Genomic DNA, 23,194 nt, shown 5'->3' on the forward strand with positions numbered 1-23,194 from the left:
CCGGGACATCTGACCGGCGGGGTGTCGTGCCCCTTGGAGGCAAGGGGCACGACACCGCAACATGCCATCTGACCTGCGGCCCCGCCCACTGAGCCAACAGATGGTCCGGCACGCCCTTGTCTGCGAGGTAGGTGAAGCCGGACGCCCGAGTGTCGTACAGGCGCACCTGAAGTAGCCCCAGTAGCGCCATACTCCAGTATGCCCCTCGGCGGAGTTGCTCGATATTCCGAACCTCCCCCATCTCATCCACCAGGACGTAGCCGGAGTTGAGGTAATCCGGTCCGAGGGCCAACTTTTCCCTGGCCCGGAGAGACTTGTGGTCTGTTTGATCAGCGTGTTGTTGTAGAAGACGTTCTGCGGCCCGGAGGAACCGGCCCATTTGCCCGCCTTGGGACAGGCTGCCCACCAGATTGGATACCAGGTACCTTCGTCGATCTCGCCGCCTTCGCCGCCGCAGTTGCTTTCGCAGTTGGCCGAGCAGTGCTCGTAGGGCACCCGCGCCGTGTTCGGCTCGAACAGGTTGTTGTGCTCCCCGCCGCCGTGCAGATGCGCGCTCCGGGACTTTGCGCGCCGCGTCCCGGGCTCTGGGCTGATGGATGACCGGGTCGAACCTGCGGCGAGGTCCGTTACCGCCGGTTGTGGTGGAAGGGGAGGCTCAAGCCCAGGCGCCGGGTTCGGAGCCGCCGGGAGACGATCCGAACCGAGGTCCGCACCGGAAGGCGCGCGGCTTGCGTGAACACATGCGCGAATCACGATGTTTCTGTTCAAGTTATTGGCGCGTACATGCAGTACCATGCGCCCTCTGGCGATCTACTCAGAAGAGAGCATTGTGAAGAAGGCGCACATATGTCTCGTGGTGGCATGCACTCTCATGGCCGCCGCATGCGGGGGAAGCAGCACCTCCGTCAACACGTCCCGACTGACGGACCGGGAAAAGGAATGGGTCGAGTTTTCCTACGCTCACGAGAAGAGCGAAGACACCAAGCGAACGTGGGAACAACTGCCCGCTGAAGGTGTCAAGTCCTACCTGGATCAGCAGCGTACCCGCCTGTGCGGCGACACGGCGGCACTGATGCAGAGCCTGAAGGAAGCGGGCTACACGGCAGACGAAATGCAGGAGTACAAGAACAAGACGGCCGAACTCATCTGCTAAGGGCTGTCCCGTAATCCCTGGTGGATCAGCGCGCGGCGTCAGATGCGGTGCATCGCAAGGCGGAGGGGCGTCCTCATACGGGGTGTATTCGGGCGTTCCGACAACGCGGCGAGGTGCCACAGCTGTCGTCGTGCGCCCGCCAGGGATTACGGGACAGTCCTTAGCCCCCGTGGAGCGGATTGCCCGTCAAAGCGCACCAGGGGCAGACCATACGCTTGCAGCGAAGGTCCCTGCCGGCGACAGCAGGGACCTTCGCTCCGTGAACCGGATACCTGCTCTAGGCCACCGCGCCTCCGAGGATCCTCAGCGAGTACTTTTCATACGCCCGGTGCAGAACCATCGTCACCGGCCCCGAGGTGAATACCCCGCTGACGACGTACTCTTTCTTGTTTCCCGTCTCGGCGACCTTCTTCTCGTACAGAGAATCGGTCTCCTTCTTTGCCTGTTCGAGCCACGAAGATGCCTTGCCGTGGTCGATTCCCGCCACGTCGAGTCCCGTGCAGGAAGCGAGGAAGTCGAAACCATCGGATCGGTCGGTGCTGGTTCCGCACAGGAGAGACGACATGTTCTGGCGATCGGCATATCCGGCCGAGACCGTCAGCTCGTCCCCGACGCGCCCGTGGACATAAGTCCTCTTTTTCCCGTCGGGCATCTCCTGCTCAACGGGCTTGTCCAGCTTCAGCTTCCAGTCTTTCGAGAGCCCCGTGAGGAAGTCCTTCCCCGTGTATCCGGCGGCCATGGTGTCCGCCGCGCCGAGGCTGGGCCGCTTGTCGCCGGTTACCGCACGCTTCGGCAGATCGGCGGCACGCGGCGCAGTCCGCGTCCTGGACGGCTCAGGATGAGACGCTGCCGTCTTCGGACGCCCGGACGCTACCGTTCCGGGGCTGTTCTGGCTGCATGAGACGGCTCCCGCCGTGCCGATGACGACAGTCATCAGCACGGCGGGAACACGGAAGGCGGCGCGTATCACAAGCCACCGTCGTTGAGGTTGCACGCGCCGGGATCGGCGTAGTTGAACGGAACGAAGGCGATCGCGTCGAACACCACGTTGTCGTCTCCGGTGCCACCCCTTTGGATGTTGTCCATCTCGATCCGGCCACCCTTCCAGAAGCTGAAGGTGCCCATCTCGAACCAGGTGTCCCCGCCGGCGCTGCGGGTTCCCTGGTTGACATTGCAGTAGTCGGGATTGGCGCCACTCGTGTTGTCGCCAGGGATGAAGTCGTACCGGACGACCGCCTCCGCGCCGTGGCTGGGCAGGTGGACATAGACCTTGTAGCGCTCGCCGGGCTGGTCCCCGGACGGGAGCTTGTCCTGGTTGACCTGCCACTGGCCGGTGACCTTGTGGAAGGTCTCGCTGTATGCGTAGCTGTGCGTGAAGTAGACGTGGTGGTCGTACCCGGCGCCGAGCTGGTGAAGGTCGATGGGGGCGATGTAGGGGGTCGCGCGGAAGGTGCCGTCGTCCCTCAGCGTGGTGATGTTGTCACCGGCCTGGAGGGTGAACTTGCCGTCGTCGGCCCCCTCGAAGTCCCCGCAGTCGTAGGTGTCCTCGTGCTCTCCGAGGTCATCGACGATGATCGCGTTGGTGTAGACGCTCGGGTGGTCGATGCACGGGCCGTGCTCGTACTTGCTCTGGAGTGCGGGTTCTCCCGATCCGAGCGAGTAGCTGAGCTTCTCGGTGCTGGAGTTGTCGGTGCTCTGGGGCCCCATCCAGTCGACGGTGCCGTCCCAGTAGCACGCCTCGTTCCAGCTCGGGCACGGGTCGGCCGCGTTCGGGTCGCACGCGTTGAGTGACGGGTCGCAGAACAGGGTGCGAGGGGCGACCTTGATGACGCCGAACGGCATGTCCGCCTCGGAGTACGACTCTTCTCCGTCCCAGGTCATCTGCGGCGTTTCCGCCCAGCCGAAGATCTTTTCCGGATAGTTCCACTCGCCGGGGTGGGAGGCGTCGTCATAGCTGTAGCGCAGGAAGGGCTGGCGGTCCGCCGGGTAGCTCGGGTTGACCGGGTTGTTGAAGAAGCCCAAGCCGACGGCACCGGACGTGTAGACGCCGGAGTTGTAGCCCCACAGCGCCGTGTACCAGTTCTCGATGTAGGCCGGGCTGCCGTTGTTGATACCCATGCCCAGCGCCTTGAGCTGGTTCCACTTCTCGGCGAGGATGCCCAGACCGGCGGCGATGTTCGCCGCGTAGTCAGTGGTGACGGCGCCGGCGCGCAGGGTGTCGAGCGGCGGGTTGTGCTTCTCGGACATGCCGGTCGTCACCTGGGCGATGCCGTAGCCGCAGTCGGCCGTGGCCGCGTTGGGGTAGTCGTGAATGCCGTTCTTGTTGCCGTACCAGTCGGACTTGGTGACGTTCCCCGAGTCGCCGTTCATGGAGTGCCACGATGCCTGCTTGAAGTTGGACTCCTGGGCGAGGATGCCCAGCATGACCTGTGCGGGGATATCGCCTCCGCCGGTCAGTGGCGGCTTGGGGAACAGACCCTGCGGGGTGTAGGCGGCGAGGCCGGTGTCGTGCCAGTTCTGCGGGCGGGAGACCGTCAGGGTGCCGTGGACAGCCTGGTCGACCGCCCACTCGACCATGTTCGCGCTGGCCTGGAGCGCCTGGCGCTTGGGATCGTTGCGCTTGACTATGCAGGGGCTCTCCATCTCACCGACCTTGCCCCAGACGGCTGCACCGGATCCGGACAGGCACTGCGATTCCGGCCCGCCCTCACCGCAGGTGCGAGGGTCCTCGTCGTCTTCTCCGGTCACGGTGAACGCGGCCGGGTCCATCGGCTGCGAGGAATCCTGCTTCGGCCGCTTGCGGTCGGCGTCCACGAGCGTGGTGGCCTTCGCACCGGTCTTGAGCGCGGTCGCCTTGACCGTCAGCGTTCCGGCGCCCTCGTTCGAGGGCGAGCCGACGCGGCTGGTGACGATGCCCTTCATCTGCTCGGAGAACACCGAGTTGGTCACCAGGTGGCCCTGGCGGGAGATCCCGGCCACGCGGCCGTCCACCGCGTGCTTGGAAAGCCCCGGGGCCTTGCTGGTGTCGATCCCCTTCACGTCGCCGACGACCGCGGCGCCGTCGGCCGTGGCGAGGAGCTTGACCTTCCCCTTCGGGGCGCGGCCCAGTTCGGTGAAGTCCTTGCCGTTGAAGCGGGAGATGACGCTCTTCTCGCCGTCGACCGTGCCGACGTCCACGGTGCCGTTCTTCGAGGCGGTCAGTGCGAACATCGGGCCGGGCAGCGCGGCGACCTTGCGGGCGGACAGCTTCTTGCCGTTGCCCTTCAGGTCGACGAGGTCGCCGCCGAGCACGCCGACGGTGCCCGTCCGGGTGGGCGTGACATGCGTCAGATATCCGTTGACCGTGCGGCGGGAGGACACCGACCCCGTAGCCGCGTCGACGGATATCACCGTCGTCGAGCCGACGGACCTGTCGGTGGCCGAACTGGAGGTGAAGGCCACCTCGTCGCCCGTTCCGCATCCCGGTGTGAAGTACGCCAGTTGCACCCGGTCGGGAACCTCGGTGACCTGGCCGTCCGAGAGGCGGATCACCGCGGCGAACGCGCCGCCCTCGTACGCGCCGGGCTCATTGGACCATGCCGACGGGGCGTAGACCGCCGCCGCGTAGTTCCCCGATCCCGTGGTGCAGACATAGCCCGTCCACGGGCCGACGTCGGACAGCCCCTTGCGGTTGAGGCGGGCGATCTCGTAGAAGGAGAACCCGTCGCTCTCCCTCGCCGCGAGGATGTGCAGTCCCTCGGCGTCGCCGGTGGCCTGCACGATCGCGTCCGGTGAAGAGGCGTAGCCCGATCCCAGGTCCTCGCTGGGTGTGGAGAACAGGCGGGGCGTCGTGGCGGCCGCGGCGGCAGGGGCCACCGTGGTTTCCGCGGAAGCCAGCGGAACCAGGGCGGCGGATGCCGCCACCACGCTCATGGCTATGAGCGGGTTCATGGTGAAGTATTTTCTGAGACGTCTCTTGCGCATGATCTTCCTTACAGCCAGTCCGTGCACAGGCCGTGCACGAGCGGGAGGCTCGCGTCGACCGGCGTGTCCGAGGTCTTGTTGAGGTCGTCGATGACGTACTTCAGCGGCGCGGGATCGTACTGAGCATGGACGTCGTTCCAGCACGCCTTCGCGGTCGTGGTCTTCCAGTTCTGCATCTTGGTGTAGGCACCTGCCACGCCGTCGGCGAGAAGGCCGGCCGTGTCGTACTGCTCGATGCCGCCGTCGGGATCACGCGTCGTCCACAGCGTCAGGTACACGTAGTCGGGCGACGTGTCGAGATCGCGTGAGACCTTCGCCCATACCGCCTGGCAGTCCGGCGACCACATCAGCCGCACCGCGACCGACTCATCCGGCTCGGTCACCTGCTGAAGGATTTCGGCGTCGTCGTCACACCCCATCTGAATGGGGTCCTTGCCCGAACAGGCGGCTCGCCAGCAATCGGCCGCGGCTGCCGGGGACGCCTCAATTCCCTGAAAAAAGCCGGCCAGCAGCGTCAGTGCAGCCGCCGCCGGCCCCCATCTACGTATGCCGTGCACACACATCACCTCATATATTTTTTATCCGTGCCGCATCAACCGCAGCACGTATGGCGGTGTTCATCCTTGTTGTCCTTTTGTCACTTCGGGCGCCAGAAGGACACGCGCAGCTTACGCCAACAGCTAGGTAGATCAACGGAGTTGTATACCTCACCCACCTGCACCGATTCCTAAACTGGACGTATCGGGGCCGTGCATCTCATAGTTGGTGCGCGGGCCATAAAGTAGGGAGTGTCCGGCGGCGTTCCGAAGCGAACGCAAGGTGCATAGCCATCCGCTTGGGAATCTCGGAGCACGGAGGAACAATTGCTCCACGTCGGGCCATTCCAGTTCACCCAGGGGGAGCAAGCAGCTGTTCGACGACATGGGTGGCGAAGACGATTCGGCGCAATGGGCCCGGGTCGTTGCGGCCGAGTCCGTCGGCGGCCTCGCAGGTGCGGGCCTCTCGTACGTCGCCGGGGAAATGCGCGTGCGGCAACTGGACTTCATCGGCGGGACCGTCGCCGAGGCGGGTGGGCGGGCACGCGCATCCGGCCCGGCCGGTATGCGCCCCGCGGAGGCCGGGCCTGCACGGGAATGCCCCGCAGCTTCTTCGGTATCCTTTCAAGTTCCTGCTCTTTGACGCCTTTTCAGCTCTCTTCGGTAAGCTGCGCGTCCAGTTCGTCGAAGAGCAGCTCGCTGTGGTCGATCTGGCCGGTCCGGTACGCCGAGCGCGCCACCAGGTGCGCGGCAACCGGTCCGGTCATCAGCTGGAAGAACCCGATCAGGGCGAGCGTGGCGAGGTCCATGCCGCTGCGCAGCCGCAGGGCGACTCCGGCGAGGACCAGCAGCAGGCCGAGGCTCTGCGGTTTCGTCGCCGCGTGACTGCGCGACAGGACGTCCGGCAGCCGGAGCATGCCGACCACCCCGAGCAGGCAGATGACCGCACCGAGGAGGACGAGGACCGCACCGGCCGTGTCGGCGATCTGCAGCCAGACCTTCACTTCGTTCCCTGCTCCTTCTGCCGATTGCTGTTCGGCCGGTCGCGTGCGGCGATGAAACGGGCGATGCCCACCGAACCGGTGAACCCGAGAAACGCCAGCACCAGCATGATCGGGAAGTAGAACGCGTCCCGTGCCATCGCGGACTTGGCGCCGAGGCCCGCAATGATGAGAGCGGCGCACACGTCCAGCGAGATCGCCCGGTCCAGCATCGAGGGGCCGCGCCAGATCCGGGTGAGCAGAGCCGCCCCCGCGATGACGATCACCACGACCGCGGCGGTCAGCAGGACCTGGTCGACGGTCTCTGGCGCACTCATGAACCCGCCCCCGGCTCGTCCGTCCGTGGCGGCGCCGGCGGATGCAGTGGCGGGGGCGGCTCGGCCACGCGGGCGATCTCCTCGCGGGTACCGAAGGCCCGCACCGTCAGGCGCTCCATGCGCCAGACGGAGCGCCTGGCCGCGTCGAGCACGGCGGGCCGGTCCGCGTCGAGGACGTGGACGAAGACGGTGGCCGTGGCGCGGCGTACCTCGACGACCGCTCCGCCGGGCACGTTCGACACGGCTACGGCGGTCGCCGCGAGCATCAGGTCGGAGCGGCAGCGCAGCGGTACGGCGATGACGGCGGCCCTGTGCGGGAGGCCGACGAAGATCTGCCGGGTGACCTTCACGCCCGAGGTGTACATGTCGTAGAGCAGATAGCCGGCGAGGACCAGGATGCCCCATGGGTGCAGCCGGAGTCCCAGATCGACCTGGGGCAGCGGGAAGGCCAGACAGACCGCCACCGCGACGACCATGCCGGTCACCACGTTGGCCCAGCTCAGACTGGACCAGAGCAGCACCCAGATGACGGTGAGCCAGGCAAGCAGCGGAAGGTCGAGAACGCGCCGCCGGCGGCCGGCGAATTCGCAGCTGAAGGGCGGCAGGTCCGGGTTCCGGTAGGAGAACGTGATCCAGCGTTTCACCGGCCGAGCACCGCCTCGATGTAGGGGGAGCGCGCGAGGAGTTCGGCGGCCGCGCGGTCGGTGTACGAGGTCAGGGGCCCGGCGAGCACGGTGAAGGCGAGTCCGAGGGCGACGGCTGCCGCGGTGGCGGCGGTCATCGGCTTCGGCAGTCTCGTCGTGGTGGTGACGGCATGACCGTGGAGGGTGGCCGCCACCGCGAGCCCGGCGGGCTGGTGCCGGGGGACGGCCGGTTCGTCGCCGGTGCCGGGGATGTGGTCCGGGCCCGCGTCGCTCTCCTCGTCGCTGTCTTCGTCGCCGGACTCCAGGACCGTGCCGTCCGCGGCCTGGCCGGGAGGGGCGGCGCGCCAGAACGCCAGGTTCCACACCTTGGCCATCACGTACAGGGTGAGGAGGCTGGTCGCCGCCGATCCGACGACGAGGATCCAGGCCCAGGCGCCGCCGTCGGCGACACCGGCCCGCATGAGCCCGAGCTTGCCGATGAAGCCGGACAGCGGCGGGATCCCGGCGAGGTTCATGGCGGGAACGAAGAAGAGGACGGCGAGCATCGGGGCGGCCCTGGCCAGTCCGCCGATCCGGGTGAGCTCGGTGGTACCCGTACGGCGCTCGATCAGTCCGGCGACGAGGAACAGCGTCGTCTGGACGGTGATGTGGTGGGCGACATAGACGATCGCTCCGCCGTATGCGTCCTGCGAGGCGAGGCCGATACCGAAGACCATGAAACCGATGTGGCTGATGAGGGTGAAGGAGAGCAGCCGCTTCAGGTCGGTCTGGGCGACGGCTCCCAGGATGCCGATCACCATCGAGGCGAGTGCGGCCGCCATCAGCAGGTCGCCGAGCCGGTTGCCGGGGAAGAGCAGGGTTTCCGTACGCAGCATGCAGTAGACGCCGACCTTGGTGAGCAGACCCGCGAAGACGGCGGTGACGGGGGCGGGCGCGGTGGGGTAGGAGTCGGGGAGCCAGGCGGCGAGCGGGAAGACGGCGGCCTTGATGGCGAACACCATCAGCAGCATCGCCTGGATCAGGGTCTGCACCCCGAGCGGGAGTTCGCCGAGCCGTCCGGCCAGCTGGGCGAGGTTGGCGGTGCCGGCGGCCGCGTACGTCATGGCGATGGCCGTGAGGAACAGCATCGACGAGAAGAGCGAGATGATCACGTAGGTGGAGCCGGCCCGGACCCTGGGGCCGGTGCCGCCGAGGGTGAGCAGGACAAAGCTGGCCACCAGCATGATCTCGAAGCCGACATAGAGATTGACGAGGTCACCGGCGAGGAAAGTGCAGGAGACCCCGGCGACCAGGATCAGATACGCCGGGTGGAAGACCGCCACAGGTGTCTCTTCGTCGCGGTCGGCCATGCCCTGGCCGATGGAGTAGACCAGCACGCAGAGGGTGACGGCCGAGGAGACCGTCAGCATCAGCCCGGACAGCCGGTCGGCGACCAGAGTGATGCCGACCGGAGGGGCGAAGTCGCCGAGGTCGACGGTGAGCGGGCCGCGGGTGTCGGCGGCGATCATCAGGGCGACGGAGAGCGCGAGCACGGCGCTGAGCACGACGACGCTGATGAACCTCTGGAACTGTTTGAGGCGGGTACCGAAGGCCAGGCTCAGCCCGGTGGCGCAGAGCGGCAGCAGCACCGGCAGCGGGACGAGTGCGTTCACCCGGGGTCTCCTCGGTTCGCGTCTTCGGTACGGGCTTCGGCGTAGTCCTGCGGGTCGGCGCCCAGCACGTCGTGCCAGAGGTCTCCGGTGGCGTCCCTGCCCCGGGCCTGGAGGGCGCGGTCGGCACGCAGCCGGGCTCTCAGGCGCCTTCGTTCCTCCCGGTACCTGGCGCGTTCCTCCGCCGTGGGTTCGGCGGCGGACCGGTACTGCTCGCGCAGTTCGTCCCGTTCCCCCAGCACCTCGGCGCGCAGCGCGATACGCCGGTCCTCCAGGTCGTCGTGGACCTCGTCGGTGCCGTTCAGCTGATGGCTGCGGTACGCCATGGCGAGGAGGAACGCGGTGGTGGCGAGGGTGATGACGATCGCGGTCAGGGCGATGGCCTGCGGCAGCGGGTCGGTGACCTGCCACAGCGGAACGCCGTACAGAAGGGGCGCCCTGCCCGCCGATCCGGTGGCGGAGAGGACGAGCAGGTTGATCCCGTTGCCCGCGATCACTGCGCCGAGCAGGATGCGGGTCAGGGGGCGGGTGAGCATGAGGATGCCGCCGACTGCACACAGCACGGCGGCCGTGGCCAGGAGCGAGGCGCTGACCGTCATCCGGGGGCACCTCCGGTCTCCGGCGTCGTTCCGGGGCCCGCTTCCGCCTCGCCCGAACGCGCCTCTCCCGCTGCCGGCCGGCTCGCCTGCGCCCGTTCGGCTGCCGCCTTCTCCACCGCCGCCCGCTCGATCTGCCGGTCGATCCTGGAGCCGAGTGCGCGCACGATGTCCAGCACCACGCCCAGCACCAGCAGATAGACGCCGAAGTCGAAGAGGACCGGCGTGCCCAGGTGGAACGTGCCGAACACGGGCAGGTGGCCGTGGTACGTCCAGGCGTGCAGGACGGTCCCCCGGGAGAGGCCGAGCAGGGCCACACCGGTGGAGACGAACAGCCCGAGGCCGGTGAAGAGCCCCGGTTGCAGCGGTGCGGCCTCGGCGAGTTCGAAGCGGCCGCCCGCCAGATAGCGGGTGATCAGCCCGACACCGGCGACCAGTCCGGCGACGAAGCCGCCGCCCGGCATGTTCTCGGCACAGAACAGCAGATAGACGGAGAGCACCAGGATCGGGTGGAACAGCAGCCGGGCCACGACCTCGAAGACGATCGACCGGTGTTCGGGGGCGAGCGTCGCGCCGGCCGCGAGCCAGCTGCGCTCGGGGGCGCCCTCGTCGCCGTGCGGCACGCCGGTCAGCTCCTGTGCCGTGAGCGACCAGGCCGTGCGCGCCGGTACGTCCTCGCGCGGACCGGCGCCCTCGGTGCGGCGGTGCAGATAGATCAGGCTGGTCACGCCGATCGCCGCGGCGGCGAGGACGGCGGACTCCCCCATCGTGTCCCAGGACCGCAGGTCGACCAGGATCGTGGCGACGACGTCCTTGAGCCCGTGGTGCGCGGTCTCCTCGACCATGGCGGCGCCGGCGGGCTCGGCCGTACGTGCGGCGGCCGCGACCCACACGACGACGCTCAGGGTGGCCGCCGCGGCCAGCGCCACGGGGATGCGTACGGCGCGCCGCCAACTGCTGACCGACTCCTGGAAGTGCACCGGCATCCGCCGCAGCACCAGCACGAACACGATCATCGACACGGTCTCGACACAGAATTGGGTGAGCGCCAGATCGGGGCCGCCCTGGACGACGAAGAGCAGCGCGGTCCCGTACCCCGTCAGCCCGGCCAGGACCACCGCCTTCATCCGGCGGCTGACGGTGAGACAGAGCAGCGCGGCCGCAGAGGTCAGCGCAGCCACGGCGCCCTGCAGCGGAACGTCCCAGAGCCGTGGCGCCGCCGCCGCGTGCCACGGCCGGTCGACCACGAGCACGGCGAGCTGTCCGCCGAGCATGACGAGCAGGGTGGTGGCGAGGTACACGGAGAGCGAGCCGCGCTGGACGAAGCCGGTGATCTCCAGCGATGTGCGTTCCAGGCCGAGGAGCAGACGCCCGAAGACCCGGTCGGCGGTCGGCCAGGCGATCCGCCGGGAGAGCCGGGTGACGGAGTCGCGCGCCGCGAAGACCACCGCACCGGCGACCGTGGCGACGGCCGAGAGCAGCAGGGCCGTGCCGAATCCGTGCCAGAGCGCGAGGTGGTACGGATGCGCGGGTACGGGGAACTCGTCTGCGTACGCGCCGAGCAGCCGGCCGACCCGGCCGACGCCCGGTCCGAGCACCAGGCAGCAGAGTGCCAGCAGAGCGGGCGGGGCGAGGAACGCCCAGGTGACCCGGTGCACCGGGGTGTCCTCGACCCCGGGCTTACGGGCGAACGCGCCCCAGAGGAACCGTGCGGTGTACGTGACCGTCAGCGCCGAGCCCGCGACGGTGACGGCGAGCGCCCAGCGGTCCGCGGTGTCGCCGTGCAGCAGCGCGTCGAGCGCGGCCTCCTTCGCGGCGAAGCCGAGCATCGGGGGCAGTGCGGCCATGGACAAGGCGGCGAGCACGGCGACCGTGCAGACCTGCGGCAGCGCCCGGCCGATTCCGGAGAGTCTGCGCAGATCGCGGGTGCCGGCCGCATGGTCGATGATGCCGGTGACCAGGAACAGCGGGGCCTTGAACAGGGCGTGGGCCAGAATCATCGCCGCGGCGGCGAGAGCGGCGTCGCGGTTGCCGACACCGGCGAGCAGGGTGAGGAAGCCGAGCTGACCGACGGTGCCGTAGGCGAGGACGAGCTTGAGGTCGTTCAGCCGCAGCGCCCGCCAGCCGCCGAGCAGCATGGTCGCACCGCCGAGGACCAGAACGACGGGGCGCCAGACGGGGACGTCGGCGAACCCGGGGGCGAGCCGGGCCACCAGATAGACACCGGCCTTGACCATGGCCGCGGCGTGCAGATAGGCGCTGACGGGGGTGGGCGCGGCCATGGCGTTGGGCAGCCAGAGACTGAACGGCCAGATCGCCGACTTCGACAGTGCCCCGCACAGGATCAGCACGACGGCCACCGAGACGGCGAGGTTCGTGGCGGGCGGGTCGGCGAGGATCCCGGAGATCCGGTACGTACCGGCCGCCTGACCGAGGATCAGGAAGCCGACGAGCATCGCGAGGCCGCCGAGCGTGGTCACGGTGAGGGCCTGGAGTGCGGAGCGGCGGCTGTGCTTCTGCTCGCTGCTGTGGCCGATCAGCAGGTAGGAGAAGACCGTGGTCAGTTCCCAGAACACATAGAGCGTGATCAGGTCGTCCGCGAGGACGAGGCCGAGCATGGCACCCGCGAAAGCCAGCAGGTTCCCGGCGAAGCCGGCCAGCCCGGGGGTGGCGTCCGCGAAGTACGAGACGCAGTAGAGCAGGACGAGCGCGCCGATGCCGGCGGCGAGCAGCACCATGAGTTCGGCGAGCGCGTCCAGGCGCAGATCGACGGAGACGTCGTACGCCGGCATCCATTGCCAGGACGAGGTGACGGATCCGCCGGACGCCGCGGTGTTCCACTGCGTGGCCGCCCACACCGTGGCGGCCGCGGGCGGCAGCGCGAGTACGACGAACCCGCGGCTGCCCAGCCACCGCATCAGCGGGGCCGCGAACGCGGCGACGACGAAGTGGCAGACGATGAGCGCGGTCATACGGCCCCGGCGGGCGTCACGCGCCCGCCCGCGGAGGCGGTCCGGGGGCTGGGCGAAGCATCACGGGCAGAGGGCACTAAATAGAGATATATCCCCTGCACCGCATCACCCGTACGGCGCGCCGCGCCGATTCCGGCCCGCTGGGTCCCCGCGTGACGGCGCGGGGCCCAGCGGGCAACGGCCACGGGGCGCCGCTCACCCGGTCACGGGCGAACTGATGTATCCGGCCGAGGCGTTCGCCGGGCGGGTGCGGCATCTCGCCCGACGGGTCCGCTCACGGCAGCACGGCCATCCCGTCGAGCTCGACGAGCGCCTGTTCGTCCCAGAGCCTTGCCGCCCCGACGACCGCCATGGCCGGGTAGTCACGTCCCGCCAACTGCCTCCAGATCCTGCCGAGTTCGAATGCGTGTGCTCGGTAGTCGGCGACATCGGTGGCATAGACGGTGACGCGCGCCAGATCGGCCGGGGAGCCACCGGCCGCGCGCAGGGCGGTGAGCAGATTGGTGAGGGCCGTCGCGAACTGCTCGGGCAGCGTGTCGCCGATGACCTTGCCGTTCGGGTCGAGGGCGGTCTGCCCGGCGAGGAAAACGAGTTGACCACCGGTGGCCGTGACGGCGTGCGAGAAGCCGGTGGGCGGCGACAGTTCGGCGGGGTTGATCCGGTGGATCGGACTCATACGGACGGCTCCTGGTTTCCGGACGGCTCCTGCTGCGCGGCCGGCGTCGTCGCCGGCGCGTACAGCTCCTTGGCGATGATCGTGCGCTGGACCTCGCTGGCTCCCTCGTAGATGCGCGGGGCGCGCACCTCCCGGTAGAGGTGTTCGAGCAGGTGCCCCCGGCGCAGTGCGCGGGCGCCGTGCAGCTGGACGGCGGCGTCGACGACGTACTGCGCCGCCTCCGTGGCGTACAGCTTCGCCATCGCCGCTCTGCGCGGCACCCCCGGTTCCCCCGCGTCGTACGCCGCCGCGGCCGCGTACACCAGGAGCCGGGCGGCCTCGGTGCGGGTGGCCATCTCGGCGACCTGGTGCGAGACGGCCTGGAGATCCTTGAGCGGGCCGCCGAACGCGGTGCGCCGCGCGGTGTGGGCCAGCGTCGCGTCGAGGGCGGCGCGGGCCATGCCGACGGCGAAGGCGCCGACGCTGGGGCGGAACAGGTTGAGGGTGTTCATGGCGACCCGGAAGCCGCGGTCGGGTTCGCCGAGCATGTCGTCGGGCGTGACCGGCACCCCGTCGAAGGCGAGCGCCCCGATGGGGTGCGGGGAGAGCATGTCGAGCGCGGTGCCGGTCAGCCCCGGGCGGTCCGCGGGGACCAGGAAGGCGGTGACGCCGCGGGCTCCGGCGCCGGGCGTCGTACGGGCGAAGACGGTGTAGAAGTCGGCCTCGGGGGCGTTGGAGATCCAGCACTTCTCACCGGTCAGCCGCCAGCCGTCCCGGGCGTGCTCGGCGTGGAGAGCGAGCGCCGCCGCGTCGGAGCCGGCGCCGGGCTCGCTGAGCGCGAAGGCGGCGACGGCGCGGCCCGCGCGGACTTCCGGGAGCCAGCGTTCGCGGTGGGCCGGGGTACCCGCCTGGACCAATGGGTACGTGCCGAGTCCCTGGAGGGCCAGCGCGGTCTCGGCCTCCGTGCAGCCGCGGGCCAGGGACTCGCGCAGCAGACACAGCTCGAGGGCTCCTGAGGAGAACAGCCGGTCGAGCAGGCCCAGTTCGCCGAGGGCGGCGACGAGCGGGCGGTTGACGTGCCCCGGTTCGCCCTTCTCTGCGAGGGGGCGCAATTGCTGCTCGGCCAGGGCGCGCAGCTCCTCGCACCGGGCGGTCTGTGACGGATCGAGCGAGAATGCCGACATACCGGCGCCTCTCCTGGATCGTATCGCGAAGGATTGACTACCGTCATTCAAACGATACGCTCCAAGGGCGACAAGGGGGCGATCCGTTTGGACCCGAAGACCTCAGCGCACATCGACAGCTTCGCCAGAGAGCATCTGCCACCCCAGGACCAGTGGCCGGAACTGGTCTTCGGGCTTCCCGAGCTGGACTATCCGGACCGGTTGAACAGCGCCGCAGAACTCCTCGACACCACGGTCGCCCGTCTCGGACCCGACCGTCCCGCCTTCCATACCCCTGACGGCCCGACATGGACCTACGGGGAGCTCCAGGACCAGGTGGACCGGATCGCCCATGTCCTGACCTCCGATCTGGGCGTCGTCCCGGGCAACCGGGTCCTGCTGCGCGGCCTCACCACCCCCCATCTGGCCGCCTGCTGGCTCGCCGTCCTGAAGGCGGGCGCGATCGCCGTCACCGTACTGGCGCAGCAGCGGGCCCAGGAGCTCGCCACCATCTGTTCGATCGCCCGGGTGAGCCATGCGCTGTGCGACGCCCGGTTCGTCGACGACCTGGTGAAGGCTCAGGTGCCGGGGCTGCGGATCACGGCGTACGGTGGGGACGGAGCGGACGACCTGCTGCGGCTGGCCGAGCACCGGCCGGGGCCGTACCGGGCTGTGGACACGGCCGCGGACGATGTCGCGCTGATCGCGTTCACCTCGGGCACCACCGGGCGCCCCAAGGGCTGTATGCACTTCCACCGCGATCTGCTGGCCGTCGCCGACACCTTCTCGCACCACGTCCTGCGGCCGGGCCCCGACGATGTGTTCGCGGGAAGTCCGCCGCTCGGCTTCACCTTCGGGCTCGGCGGCCTGGTGGTCTTCCCGCTGCGGGCCGGCGGTTCGGCGCTGCTGCTGGAACAGGCCGGTCCGCGGCAGCTGCTGCCCGCGCTGGCAACCCACCGCGTCTCGGTCCTGTTCACCGCCCCGACCGCGTACCGCGTGATGCTCGACCATCTCGGCGAGCACGATCTGTCCGCGCTGCGCCGCTGCGTCTCGGCGGGCGAGAATCTGCCCGTGGCCACCTGGCGGTCCTGGTACGAGCGGACCGGTCTGCGCATCATCAACGGCATAGGGGCCACCGAACTGCTGCACATCTTCATCTCCGCCGCCGACGACGCGATCCGCCCCGGCACCACCGGGGTTCCCGTGCCCGGCTGGCAGGCGCGGGTGCTGGACCGGGACGGCCATCCGGTGCCCGACGGGGAGCCGGGGCTGCTCGCCGTGCGCGGTCCGACGGGTTGCCGCTACCTCGCCGACCCGCGCCAGGCGGAGTACGTGCGGCACGGCTGGAACTTCACCGGGGACACGTACACCCGCGACAGCGACGGCTACTTCCACTACGTCGCCCGCGCCGACGACATGATCATCTCCTCCGGGTACAACATCGCGGGCCCCGAGGTCGAGGACGCCCTGCTGCGCCACCCCCTGGTCGCGGAGGCCGCGGTGGTCGGGCAGCCCGACGAGCTGCGCGGCCAGGTCGTGGTGGCGTATGTGGTCCCCCGCGAGGGCGCCGCACCGTCGGCCGACGAGCTGCGCACCTACATGAAGGACGAACTGGCGCCGCACAAGTGCCCGCGCGTCATCGAGTTCCTGCCCACGCTCCCCCGGACCGCCACGGGCAAGCTGCAGCGATTCCGGCTGCGCACCGAGACGCGACCGAGCCAGGCCATAGAGTGATCACGTGGCCGAGTTGCACACCCCCCGATCCCTGATCGTCACCCTCTACGGTGCCTACGGTCGCACCCCCGGCGACGCACCGCTGCCGGTGGCCGAGCTGATCCGGCTGCTGAGCGCCGTCGGCGTCGACGCCCCCTCCGTACGCTCCTCCGTCTCCCGGCTGAAGCGGCGCGGCCTGCTCGTACCGGCACGGACCGCGAGCGGCGCGGCCGGGTACGCGCTGTCGCCGGACGCCCGCCAGCTGCTGGACGACGGCGACCGGCGGATCTACGCGCACCCTTCGCCACCGCTGCGGGACGGGTGGGTGCTCGCCGTCTTCTCCGTACCGGAAGCGGAACGGCACAAGCGCCACCTGCTGCGCTCCCGGCTCTCCCGGCTGGGTTTCGGCACGGCGGCGCCGGGGGTGTGGATCGCGCCCGCCGCACTGTACGACGAGACCCGGCACACCCTGGAGCGGCTGGAACTCGCTCCGTACGTCGACCTGTTCCGCGGGGAGCACCTCGGCTTCGCCGCCACGCGCGAGTCGGTGGCGCGCTGGTGGGACCTGGACGCCGTCGCCGGGCTCCACCTGGACTTCCTGGAACAGCACGAACCGGTGCTGCGGGCCTGGGAGTCGCGCACCGGCGAGCCGGAGGCGGAGGCCGCCTACCGCGACTATCTGACGGCCCTGGACTCCTGGCGGCAGCTGCCGTACGCCGATCCCGGACTGCCGGAGGAGCTGCTGCCGAAGGACTGGCCGGGGGGCCGGTCGGCGGAGGTGTTCGGGCTGCTGCACACCCGGCTGCGGGACGCGGGGGCGCAGTTCGTACGCGGTGGGCCGGGCGGCCCGTAAACCACGTGCACGGCACGGACCCGGCTGGTCATCATGGACCATGGCCCTGACCTTCACCGACCTCGGGAACCCGACGAGCCAGGGTGCCCCTCAGCGCATCGGCCACCGGCCGGTCCCGGACCGGCTGTTGATCACTGCGGAGTCGAAGTGACGGGCGGGGCCGGGGAGACACCGCCGGAACCGGGCCGGCTGATCGCCGCGAATGTGGTGCGGTGGCGACGGTACGGGGAGGGCGGGCAGGAGCTCAGGCCGGGCACCAAGTCCTACCGGGGCGGCTCGAAGGTGTATGTGATCGACACCTACGCGGGCACGGGCCACGAGGCGCTGACCACGATCGGGCGTGGGCGCCACACCGGCAGGTACATCACGATCGACATGGCGACGCGCCATCTGCACACGTTCCGGGCCGTGCCGGTCCACAGCCCGACCGTGCTGCGGCTCTGCCTGGAGGCGGACGTGGGCGGGTGCTGGGACACCCGGGGGGACGCCGAGGAGCTCGCCGCCCGGCTCGAAAGGACGGCGGCCGAGTACCGCGCGTCCTGGTGGGCCGGCGTGCCCCACCCCACCCCCTGCCGCTGCCACGACTGCTTGACCGGCGGGGCGCTCACCCCAGGGTGAGCCGTGGCTTCGGTGCGTCCGTGCGGCCGGTCGGCGGTGTGCGGCTGCCCGCGCGGTACGGCATCGGCCACGGGGCGCCGGGGCCGCTGTAGCCCTGTTCGGCCGCGGCGTGCAGGGTCCAGTGGGGGTCGTAGAGATGCGGGCGGGCCATGGCGCAGAGATCGGCGCGGCCGGCCAGCAGCAGTGAGTTGGCGTCGTCCCAGGAGGAGATCGCGCCGACCGCGATGACGGGAACGACCAGGGCGTTGCGGATGCGGTCGGCGTACGGGGTCTGGTACGAGCGGCCGTACTCGGGGCGTTCGTCGGGGACGACCTGGCCGGTGGAGACGTCGATGGCGTCGGCGCCGTGCGCGACGAACGCGCGGGCGATCTCGACGGCGTCGTCGGCCGTCGTGCCGCCGTCGGCCCAGTCGGTCGCCGAGATGCGGACGGTCATGGGCCGGTCTTCGGGCCACTGCGCGCGGACCGCGTCGAAGACTTCGAGGGGGAAGCGGAGCCGGTTCGTCAGCGGCCCGCCGTAGCCGTCGGTGCGGTGGTTGGTGAGCGGGGAGAGGAATCCGGAGAGCAGGTATCCGTGGGCGCAGTGGAGTTCGAGCAGGTCGAAGTCGCAGGTGGCGGCATGCCGGGCGGCCGCGGCGAACTGGCTGCGGATCACGTCGAGCCCGGCCCGGTCCAGTGCGTGCGGGACCTGGTTGACGCCTTCCCGGTACGGGATCGCGGAGGCTGCGGACAGCGGCCAGTTGCCCGCGTCGAGCGGCTGGTCGATGCCCTCCCACATCAGCCGGGTGGAGCCCTTGCGGCCGGCGTGGCCCAGCTGGATGCCGAGCGCCGTGCCGGGGGCGGAGGTATGGACGAAGTCGGTGATCCGGCTCCAGGCGGCGGCCTGTTCGGGGGTGTAGAGGCCGGTGCAGCCGGGGGTGATGCGGCCCTCGGCGCTGACGCACACCATCTCGGTCATGACGAGGCCGGCGCCGCCGAGGGCGCGGGCGCCCAGGTGGACGAGGTGGAAGTCGCCGGGGACGCCGTCGACGGCGGAGTACATGTCCATCGGTGAGACGACGATGCGGTTGCGCAGTTCCAGGCCGCGCAGCCGCAGCGGGGTGAACATGGGCGGGGTCCCGGGGGCGCAGCCGAACTCCTCCTCGACGGCGGCCGTGAAGCCGGCGTCGCGCAGCCGCAGATTGTCGTGGGTGACGCGGCGGCTGCGGGTGAGGAGGTTGAAGGCGAACTGGCGGGGTGCCTGGTCGACATACGTACCCAGCTCCTCGAACCAGCGCAGGCTCGCCGCGGCGGCGCGCTGCGTCGATTCGACGACGGGCCGGCGTTCGGTCTCGTACGCGGCGAGGGCGGCGGGCAGGTCCGGCTGTTCCTCGATGCAGGCGGCGAGCGCCAGGGCGTCCTCGACGGCGAGCTTGGTGCCGGAGCCGATGGAGAAGTGGGCGGTGTGGGCGGCGTCGCCGATGAGGACCGTGTTGCCGTGCGACCAGTGGGCGTTGACGACCGTGCGGAAGGTGAGCCAGGAGGAGTTGTTGGAGCGCAGCGGGCGGCCGCCGAGGGCGTCGGCGAAGATCTTGCCGCAGCGTTCCGTCGATGCGACGGTGTCCATGGCGTCGAAACCGGCCGCCCGCCAGACCTCCTCGCGCATCTCGACGATGACGGTGGAAGCACGGGCCGCGTAGGGGTAGGCGTGCAGCTGCATCACGCCGTGTTCGGTCTCGGCGATCTCGAAGCGGAAGGCGTCGAACGCGAAGTCCGCGGCGAGCCAGATATAGCGGTTGCGGTGGGTGGTGACGATGGGCCGGAAGATGCCCGCATGCGCCTCGCGGGTGGTGCTGTGCACCCCGTCGGCGGCGATCACCAGGTCGTGCGTCGCGGCGAGCTCGGCCGCGGAGGGGGCGTCGGCGCGGAAGCGGAGCCGTACCCCGAGGGACGCGCAGCGCTCGTGCAGGATCTCCAGGAGCCGGCGGCGGCCCAGCGCCGCGAAGCCGTGACCGCCGGACGTCTGGGTCCGGCCGCGGTGGATGATGTCGATATCGTCCCACCGTACGAATTCGGCCTGGAGCGCCCGGTACACCACGGGGTCGGCGTGTTCGATGCCGCCGAGCGTCTCGTCGGAGAGGACGACGCCGAAACCGAAGGTGTCGTCGGGGGCGTTGCGTTCCCAGACGGTGACGGAGCGCTCGGGGTCCAGGCGCTTGAGGAGGGCCGCGGCGTACAGCCCGCCGGGGCCGCCACCGATGACCGCAATCCGCCGCGTGTCGGACTTCATGGCGCTACCTGCCCTGCCATTTCGGCGGCCGCTTCTCCGTGAACGCGGCATGGAACTCGGCGTAGTCGTCGCCGTGCATCAGAAGGGCCTGGGTGGCGGCGTCCATTTCGACGGCGGCGGCCAGCGGCATGTCGAGTTCGGCGGTGAGCAGTGCCTTGGTCTGGGCGAGGGCGAGGGCCGGGCCCTCGGCGAGGCGGCGGGCGAGTTCCGCGGCGCGGGCGTCCGCCCGGCCCTCTTCGGCCAGCTCGCTGATCAGCCCGATGCGCTCCGCCTCGGGGGCACGGACCGGTTCGCCGAGCATCAGCAGCCGGGTGGCATGGCCGAGGCCGACGACGCGCGGCAGGAGATAGGCCGCCCCCATGTCGCCGCCGGAGAGCCCGACCCGGGTGAAGAGGAAGGCGAACCGGGCGGACGGGTCGGCGACACGGAAGTCGGCGGCGAGCGCGAGAACCGCACCGGCCCCCGCGGCGACGCCGTGCACGGCGGCGATGACGGGGAACGGGCATTCGCGCAGCGCCCGTACGACCTGTCCCGTCATGCGGTTGAAATCGAGCAGCTGCGCGGTGTCCATCGCGAGCGTGGCGCCGATGATCTCGTCGACATCGCCGCCGGAGCAGAAGCCGCGCCCCTCACCGGCCAGCACGAGGGCGCGCACGGAGCGTTCCCGGGACAGCTCGGCAAGGAGATCGCGCAGGTCGGCATAGGCACCGAAAGTGAGCGCGTTGAGTTTCTCGGGTCGGGCCAGGGTGACGGTGGCGACGCCGTCGGCCGTCGTCAGCCGCAGATGACGCCAGTCCTCGGTTCGGCGGGCGGAGCTGGGAAACGGGCTCATGGAGGGTGGTCCCCTTCAGCCGTCGGGCTGCTATCTGCTCTCGAAGTTATCACCATTACGTGACTCCCGTCACGAGTACGCGATAAGGGCGCTCCGGGGATGTGGCGAAGGTCCCGTCAGGAACGGACCGCAGTCCCTTGTCTGTGACGTTGCGCTTCGTATGGTTGAAAGCAAGAAGTCTTGAGCTCCAGACATCACGAGCTCCGGACCGCCTTGCCTCCGGAACGGACCTCCGCCTTGCCGCCCGATGGACCGATGCCCGCCTCCTGGCGGATCGCGCTGCCGCACTCCACAGCCGCAGTGCCCATCGCGCGCGGCCTGATCCGTACGGCACTGGCGGACATCGACTCCCCCGCCGGCACGACCGACACCGCCGAGCTCCTCACCGCGGAGCTGGTCGCCAACGCCGTGAAGCACACCGGCGGCGACGAGCCCGTCGAGCTGGTGGTGGAGCTTCTGGAGACCTCCTGCCAGGTCGAGGTCCACGACCGCGACCCGGCCCCGCCGGGCGATCTTTCCCGGCCGCGGCCGGGCAGCGAGCCGCCGGACCCGTGGCAGGAACACGGTCGCGGCCTGTTGCTGATCCGTACGCTCAGCTCGTCCTGCGGTCATCGCACGACGGAACACGGCAAGGCCGTGTGGTTCAGGCTGCCGCATCAGCAGGGGCGGTGAGGGGCGCTTCCCAGCGCCCCTCACCGCCCTTCAGCGCGTCCGCGGCGCCGCCCCACCGTGCCCCTCGGGGCCTCCTCGGCGCCCGTCAGTCCTGATCCGCGGCGGCCAGCCGCGAGCGGCTCCGGCTGTAGCCGGCGTACACCGCCGCGCCGACCATCAGGAAGACGGCGAACTGCACCCACGTCGCCCAGCCGGTCCCGTACATCAGATAGAGGCAGAAGAGGACGCCCAGGATCGGGCTGACCGGGTAGAACGGCACCCGGAAGGAGCGCTTCAGCCCCGGGTTGCTGCGGCGCAGCGCGATCACCGCGACATTGACCGCCACCATGATGGCGAGCGTGCCGATGGTCGTCAGATTCACCACCACGTCCAGGGACGCGAACGCCGCCGGGACGGCGAAGACGGTCGCCACGATCCAGGTGTTGGCGACCGGAGTCGATGTCCGCGGCGAGACACGCTCGAAGACGCGCGGGACCAGACCGTCACGGGACATCGACATCAGGATGCGGGTCTGCCCGTACATCACCGTGAGCACGACCGACGCGATGGCCACGACCGCGCCGAACGCGATGATGCCGCCGCCGACCGTCGAGTCGGTGACCTGGTCGACGATCAGCGAGAGTGCGGCCGGCTTGTCGGAGACGGCGTCCGCGCCGAGTGCGCCGATGGCCGTGAGGGCGACCACGCAGTAGAGCAGGGTGGCGACGCCGATGCAGATCAGGATCGCGATCGGGATGTTCCGCCGGGGGTTCTTGACCTCTTCGCCCGCGGTGGTGATGGCGTCGAAGCCGATGTACGAGAAGAACGCCAGCGAGGCACCGGCGGTGACCCCCGCCGTGCCGTGGGTGGCGAACGGCGTGAGGTTGCCGGCCTCGAAGGCGGTGAACGCGATGGCACAGAAGGCGATCAGAATGCCGATCTTGAGGATCGCCATCGCGGCCGTGGCGCGCGCGCTCTCCCGGACACCGCGCACCAGCAGGGTGGCGGCCATCATGATCACCAGGACGGCGGGAAGATTGATCACGCCACCCTCGCCCGGCCCTGCGGACAGGGCGGTGGGCAGGTGCCAGCCGACGAGGGTGTTCAGCAGTTCGTTGACGTACTGGCTCCAGCCGACCGCGACCGCGGAGACGGAGATGCCGTACTCCAGCAGGAGGCACCAGCCGACGAGGAACGCGATGCGTTCGCCGAGGGTCGCGTAGGCGAAGGAGTACGAGCTGCCGGAGACGGGGATCGCGCCGCCCAGCTCGGCGAAGGAGAACGCCGTGAAGACACAGGTGATCGCGGCGAGGACGAAGGAGAGGACGACCGCGGGGCCGGCCTCGGCGACGCTGTCGGAGAGGCCGACGAAGATGCCGGTGCCGACGATCGCGCCGATGCCGAAGCACACGAGCTGGAACAGGCCCATGGTGCGCTTGAGGCCGTGCCCCTCGAGGTCGGTGCCGGATTCGGCGACCAGCTGGTCGGGACTCTTGATGCGCAGACCGGTCCGGGGGGACAGACTCGGCGGGCGGAGCGGGCTCACGGGGATGATCTCTTCTCTGGTGGAGCGCGTGGGGGGCTCGTGCGCACGGAGCGGGTGGGGGGG

At 69.9% G+C, this 23,194-nt stretch carries 20 protein-coding genes; 5 read left to right on the top strand and 15 right to left on the bottom strand.

Translation table 11 applies throughout. The features are described from left to right. Positions 1-829: 829 nt before the first annotated feature. Positions 830-1,153, top strand: a complete 324-nt coding sequence (locus tag OG878_RS09975; RefSeq protein WP_328886445.1) for a hypothetical protein — start codon at positions 830-832, stop codon at positions 1,151-1,153. Positions 1,154-1,430: 277 nt separating this feature from the next. Here the strand turns inward: OG878_RS09975 and OG878_RS09980 are convergent, their stop codons facing one another. The 12 genes from OG878_RS09980 to OG878_RS10035 all read right to left on the bottom strand — a co-directional run bounded on the left by OG878_RS09980 (position 1,431) and on the right by OG878_RS10035 (position 14,670). Beyond that, complete coding sequence (locus OG878_RS09980; protein ID WP_328886446.1) at positions 1,431-2,087, bottom strand: hypothetical protein; 657 nt, start codon at positions 2,085-2,087, stop codon at positions 1,431-1,433. A gap of 32 nt (positions 2,088-2,119) precedes the next feature. After that, entirely contained in the window at positions 2,120-5,116 is a 2,997-nt protein-coding gene (locus OG878_RS09985; protein WP_328886447.1) for a hypothetical protein, read from the bottom strand. Between the two features lie 8 nt (positions 5,117-5,124). Then, complete coding sequence (locus tag OG878_RS09990; RefSeq protein ID WP_328886448.1) at positions 5,125-5,679, bottom strand: DUF2690 domain-containing protein; 555 nt, start codon at positions 5,677-5,679, stop codon at positions 5,125-5,127. 325 nt (positions 5,680-6,004) lie between these two features. Next, complete coding sequence (locus OG878_RS09995) at positions 6,005-6,151, bottom strand: hypothetical protein (RefSeq protein WP_328886449.1); 147 nt, start codon at positions 6,149-6,151, stop codon at positions 6,005-6,007. A gap of 151 nt (positions 6,152-6,302) precedes the next feature. After that, positions 6,303-6,656 carry a monovalent cation/H(+) antiporter subunit G gene (gene mnhG / locus OG878_RS10000; RefSeq protein WP_328886450.1) on the bottom strand — a complete coding sequence of 118 codons (354 nt, stop codon included), beginning with the start codon at positions 6,654-6,656 and terminating at the stop codon, positions 6,303-6,305. Then, complete coding sequence (locus OG878_RS10005) at positions 6,653-6,970, bottom strand: monovalent cation/H+ antiporter complex subunit F (RefSeq protein ID WP_328886451.1); 318 nt, start codon at positions 6,968-6,970, stop codon at positions 6,653-6,655. Before OG878_RS10005 ends, mnhG begins: the two co-directional genes overlap by 4 nt. Continuing rightward, complete coding sequence (locus tag OG878_RS10010; RefSeq protein WP_328886452.1) at positions 6,967-7,614, bottom strand: Na+/H+ antiporter subunit E; 648 nt, start codon at positions 7,612-7,614, stop codon at positions 6,967-6,969. The genes OG878_RS10005 and OG878_RS10010 overlap by 4 nt, the downstream gene beginning before the upstream one ends. Then, positions 7,611-9,266 (bottom strand): Na+/H+ antiporter subunit D, encoded by a 1,656-nt coding sequence (locus OG878_RS10015; protein ID WP_328886453.1) that lies wholly within the window; start codon positions 9,264-9,266, stop codon positions 7,611-7,613. Before OG878_RS10015 ends, OG878_RS10010 begins: the two co-directional genes overlap by 4 nt. Continuing rightward, entirely contained in the window at positions 9,263-9,862 is a 600-nt protein-coding gene (locus OG878_RS10020) for a Na(+)/H(+) antiporter subunit C (protein WP_328886454.1), read from the bottom strand. The genes OG878_RS10015 and OG878_RS10020 overlap by 4 nt, the downstream gene beginning before the upstream one ends. Then, positions 9,859-12,831, bottom strand: a complete 2,973-nt coding sequence (locus OG878_RS10025) for a Na+/H+ antiporter subunit A (protein WP_328886455.1) — start codon at positions 12,829-12,831, stop codon at positions 9,859-9,861. Before OG878_RS10025 ends, OG878_RS10020 begins: the two co-directional genes overlap by 4 nt. 274 nt (positions 12,832-13,105) lie before the next feature. Further along, positions 13,106-13,507, bottom strand: coding sequence for a RidA family protein (locus OG878_RS10030; RefSeq protein ID WP_328886456.1), 402 nt, complete (start codon positions 13,505-13,507; stop codon positions 13,106-13,108). After that, entirely contained in the window at positions 13,504-14,670 is a 1,167-nt protein-coding gene (locus tag OG878_RS10035; protein WP_328886457.1) for an acyl-CoA dehydrogenase family protein, read from the bottom strand. The genes OG878_RS10030 and OG878_RS10035 overlap by 4 nt, the downstream gene beginning before the upstream one ends. An 87-nt stretch (positions 14,671-14,757) precedes the next feature. On the opposite strand from OG878_RS10035, the gene OG878_RS10040 reads away from it, so the two are divergent. From OG878_RS10040 to OG878_RS10050, 3 genes are all read left to right on the top strand, one after another. Further along, on the top strand, positions 14,758-16,383 hold the full coding sequence (locus OG878_RS10040; protein ID WP_328886458.1) for an AMP-binding protein: 1,626 nt from the start codon (positions 14,758-14,760) through the stop codon (positions 16,381-16,383). A gap of 4 nt (positions 16,384-16,387) precedes the next feature. Beyond that, a complete protein-coding gene (locus tag OG878_RS10045) occupies positions 16,388-17,215 on the top strand; it encodes a PaaX family transcriptional regulator (RefSeq protein WP_328886459.1) in 828 nt (275 codons plus the stop codon). A 147-nt stretch (positions 17,216-17,362) separates the two neighbouring features. Then, a complete protein-coding gene (locus OG878_RS10050) occupies positions 17,363-17,833 on the top strand; it encodes a hypothetical protein (RefSeq protein ID WP_328886460.1) in 471 nt (156 codons plus the stop codon). Here OG878_RS10050 and OG878_RS10055 read toward each other — a convergent pair. Beyond that, the gene (locus OG878_RS10055) at positions 17,820-20,102 is read right to left on the bottom strand and encodes a bifunctional salicylyl-CoA 5-hydroxylase/oxidoreductase (protein WP_328886461.1); all 2,283 of its coding nucleotides are present in this window, start codon (positions 20,100-20,102) and stop codon (positions 17,820-17,822) included. The genes OG878_RS10050 and OG878_RS10055 overlap by 14 nt on opposite strands. 4 nt (positions 20,103-20,106) lie before the next feature. Beyond that, on the bottom strand, positions 20,107-20,934 hold the full coding sequence (locus OG878_RS10060) for an enoyl-CoA hydratase family protein (RefSeq protein WP_328886462.1): 828 nt from the start codon (positions 20,932-20,934) through the stop codon (positions 20,107-20,109). 237 nt (positions 20,935-21,171) lie between these two features. Between OG878_RS10060 and OG878_RS10065 the strand changes: the two genes are divergently transcribed. Beyond that, entirely contained in the window at positions 21,172-21,606 is a 435-nt protein-coding gene (locus OG878_RS10065; protein ID WP_328886463.1) for an ATP-binding protein, read from the top strand. Positions 21,607-21,691: 85 nt separating this feature from the next. Here OG878_RS10065 and OG878_RS10070 read toward each other — a convergent pair whose 3' ends face one another. Next, a complete protein-coding gene (locus tag OG878_RS10070; protein ID WP_443049085.1) occupies positions 21,692-23,131 on the bottom strand; it encodes an amino acid permease in 1,440 nt (479 codons plus the stop codon). Positions 23,132-23,194 lie beyond the last annotated feature (63 nt).

The organism is Streptomyces sp. NBC_00316 (assembly GCF_036158715.1).
Classification (GTDB): Bacteria; Actinomycetota; Actinomycetes; order Streptomycetales; family Streptomycetaceae; genus Streptomyces.

Excerpts from the sequence above, each read along its gene's own strand:
- OG878_RS09980 (WP_328886446.1), bottom strand. The coding sequence starts at position 2,087 with ATGACTGTCGTCATCGGCACGGCGGGAGCCGTCTCATGCAGCCAGAAC.
- OG878_RS09985 (WP_328886447.1), bottom strand. The coding sequence starts at position 5,116 with ATGCGCAAGAGACGTCTCAGAAAATACTTCACCATGAACCCGCTCATA.
- OG878_RS09990 (WP_328886448.1), bottom strand. The coding sequence starts at position 5,679 with ATGTGTGTGCACGGCATACGTAGATGGGGGCCGGCGGCGGCTGCACTG.
- OG878_RS10005 (WP_328886451.1), bottom strand. The coding sequence starts at position 6,970 with ATGAGTGCGCCAGAGACCGTCGACCAGGTCCTGCTGACCGCCGCGGTC.
- OG878_RS10020 (WP_328886454.1), bottom strand. The coding sequence starts at position 9,862 with ATGACGGTCAGCGCCTCGCTCCTGGCCACGGCCGCCGTGCTGTGTGCA.
- OG878_RS10025 (WP_328886455.1), bottom strand. The coding sequence starts at position 12,831 with ATGACCGCGCTCATCGTCTGCCACTTCGTCGTCGCCGCGTTCGCGGCC.
- OG878_RS10030 (WP_328886456.1), bottom strand. The coding sequence starts at position 13,507 with ATGAGTCCGATCCACCGGATCAACCCCGCCGAACTGTCGCCGCCCACC.
- OG878_RS10035 (WP_328886457.1), bottom strand. The coding sequence starts at position 14,670 with ATGTCGGCATTCTCGCTCGATCCGTCACAGACCGCCCGGTGCGAGGAG.
- OG878_RS10055 (WP_328886461.1), bottom strand. The coding sequence starts at position 20,102 with ATGAAGTCCGACACGCGGCGGATTGCGGTCATCGGTGGCGGCCCCGGC.
- OG878_RS10060 (WP_328886462.1), bottom strand. The coding sequence starts at position 20,934 with ATGAGCCCGTTTCCCAGCTCCGCCCGCCGAACCGAGGACTGGCGTCAT.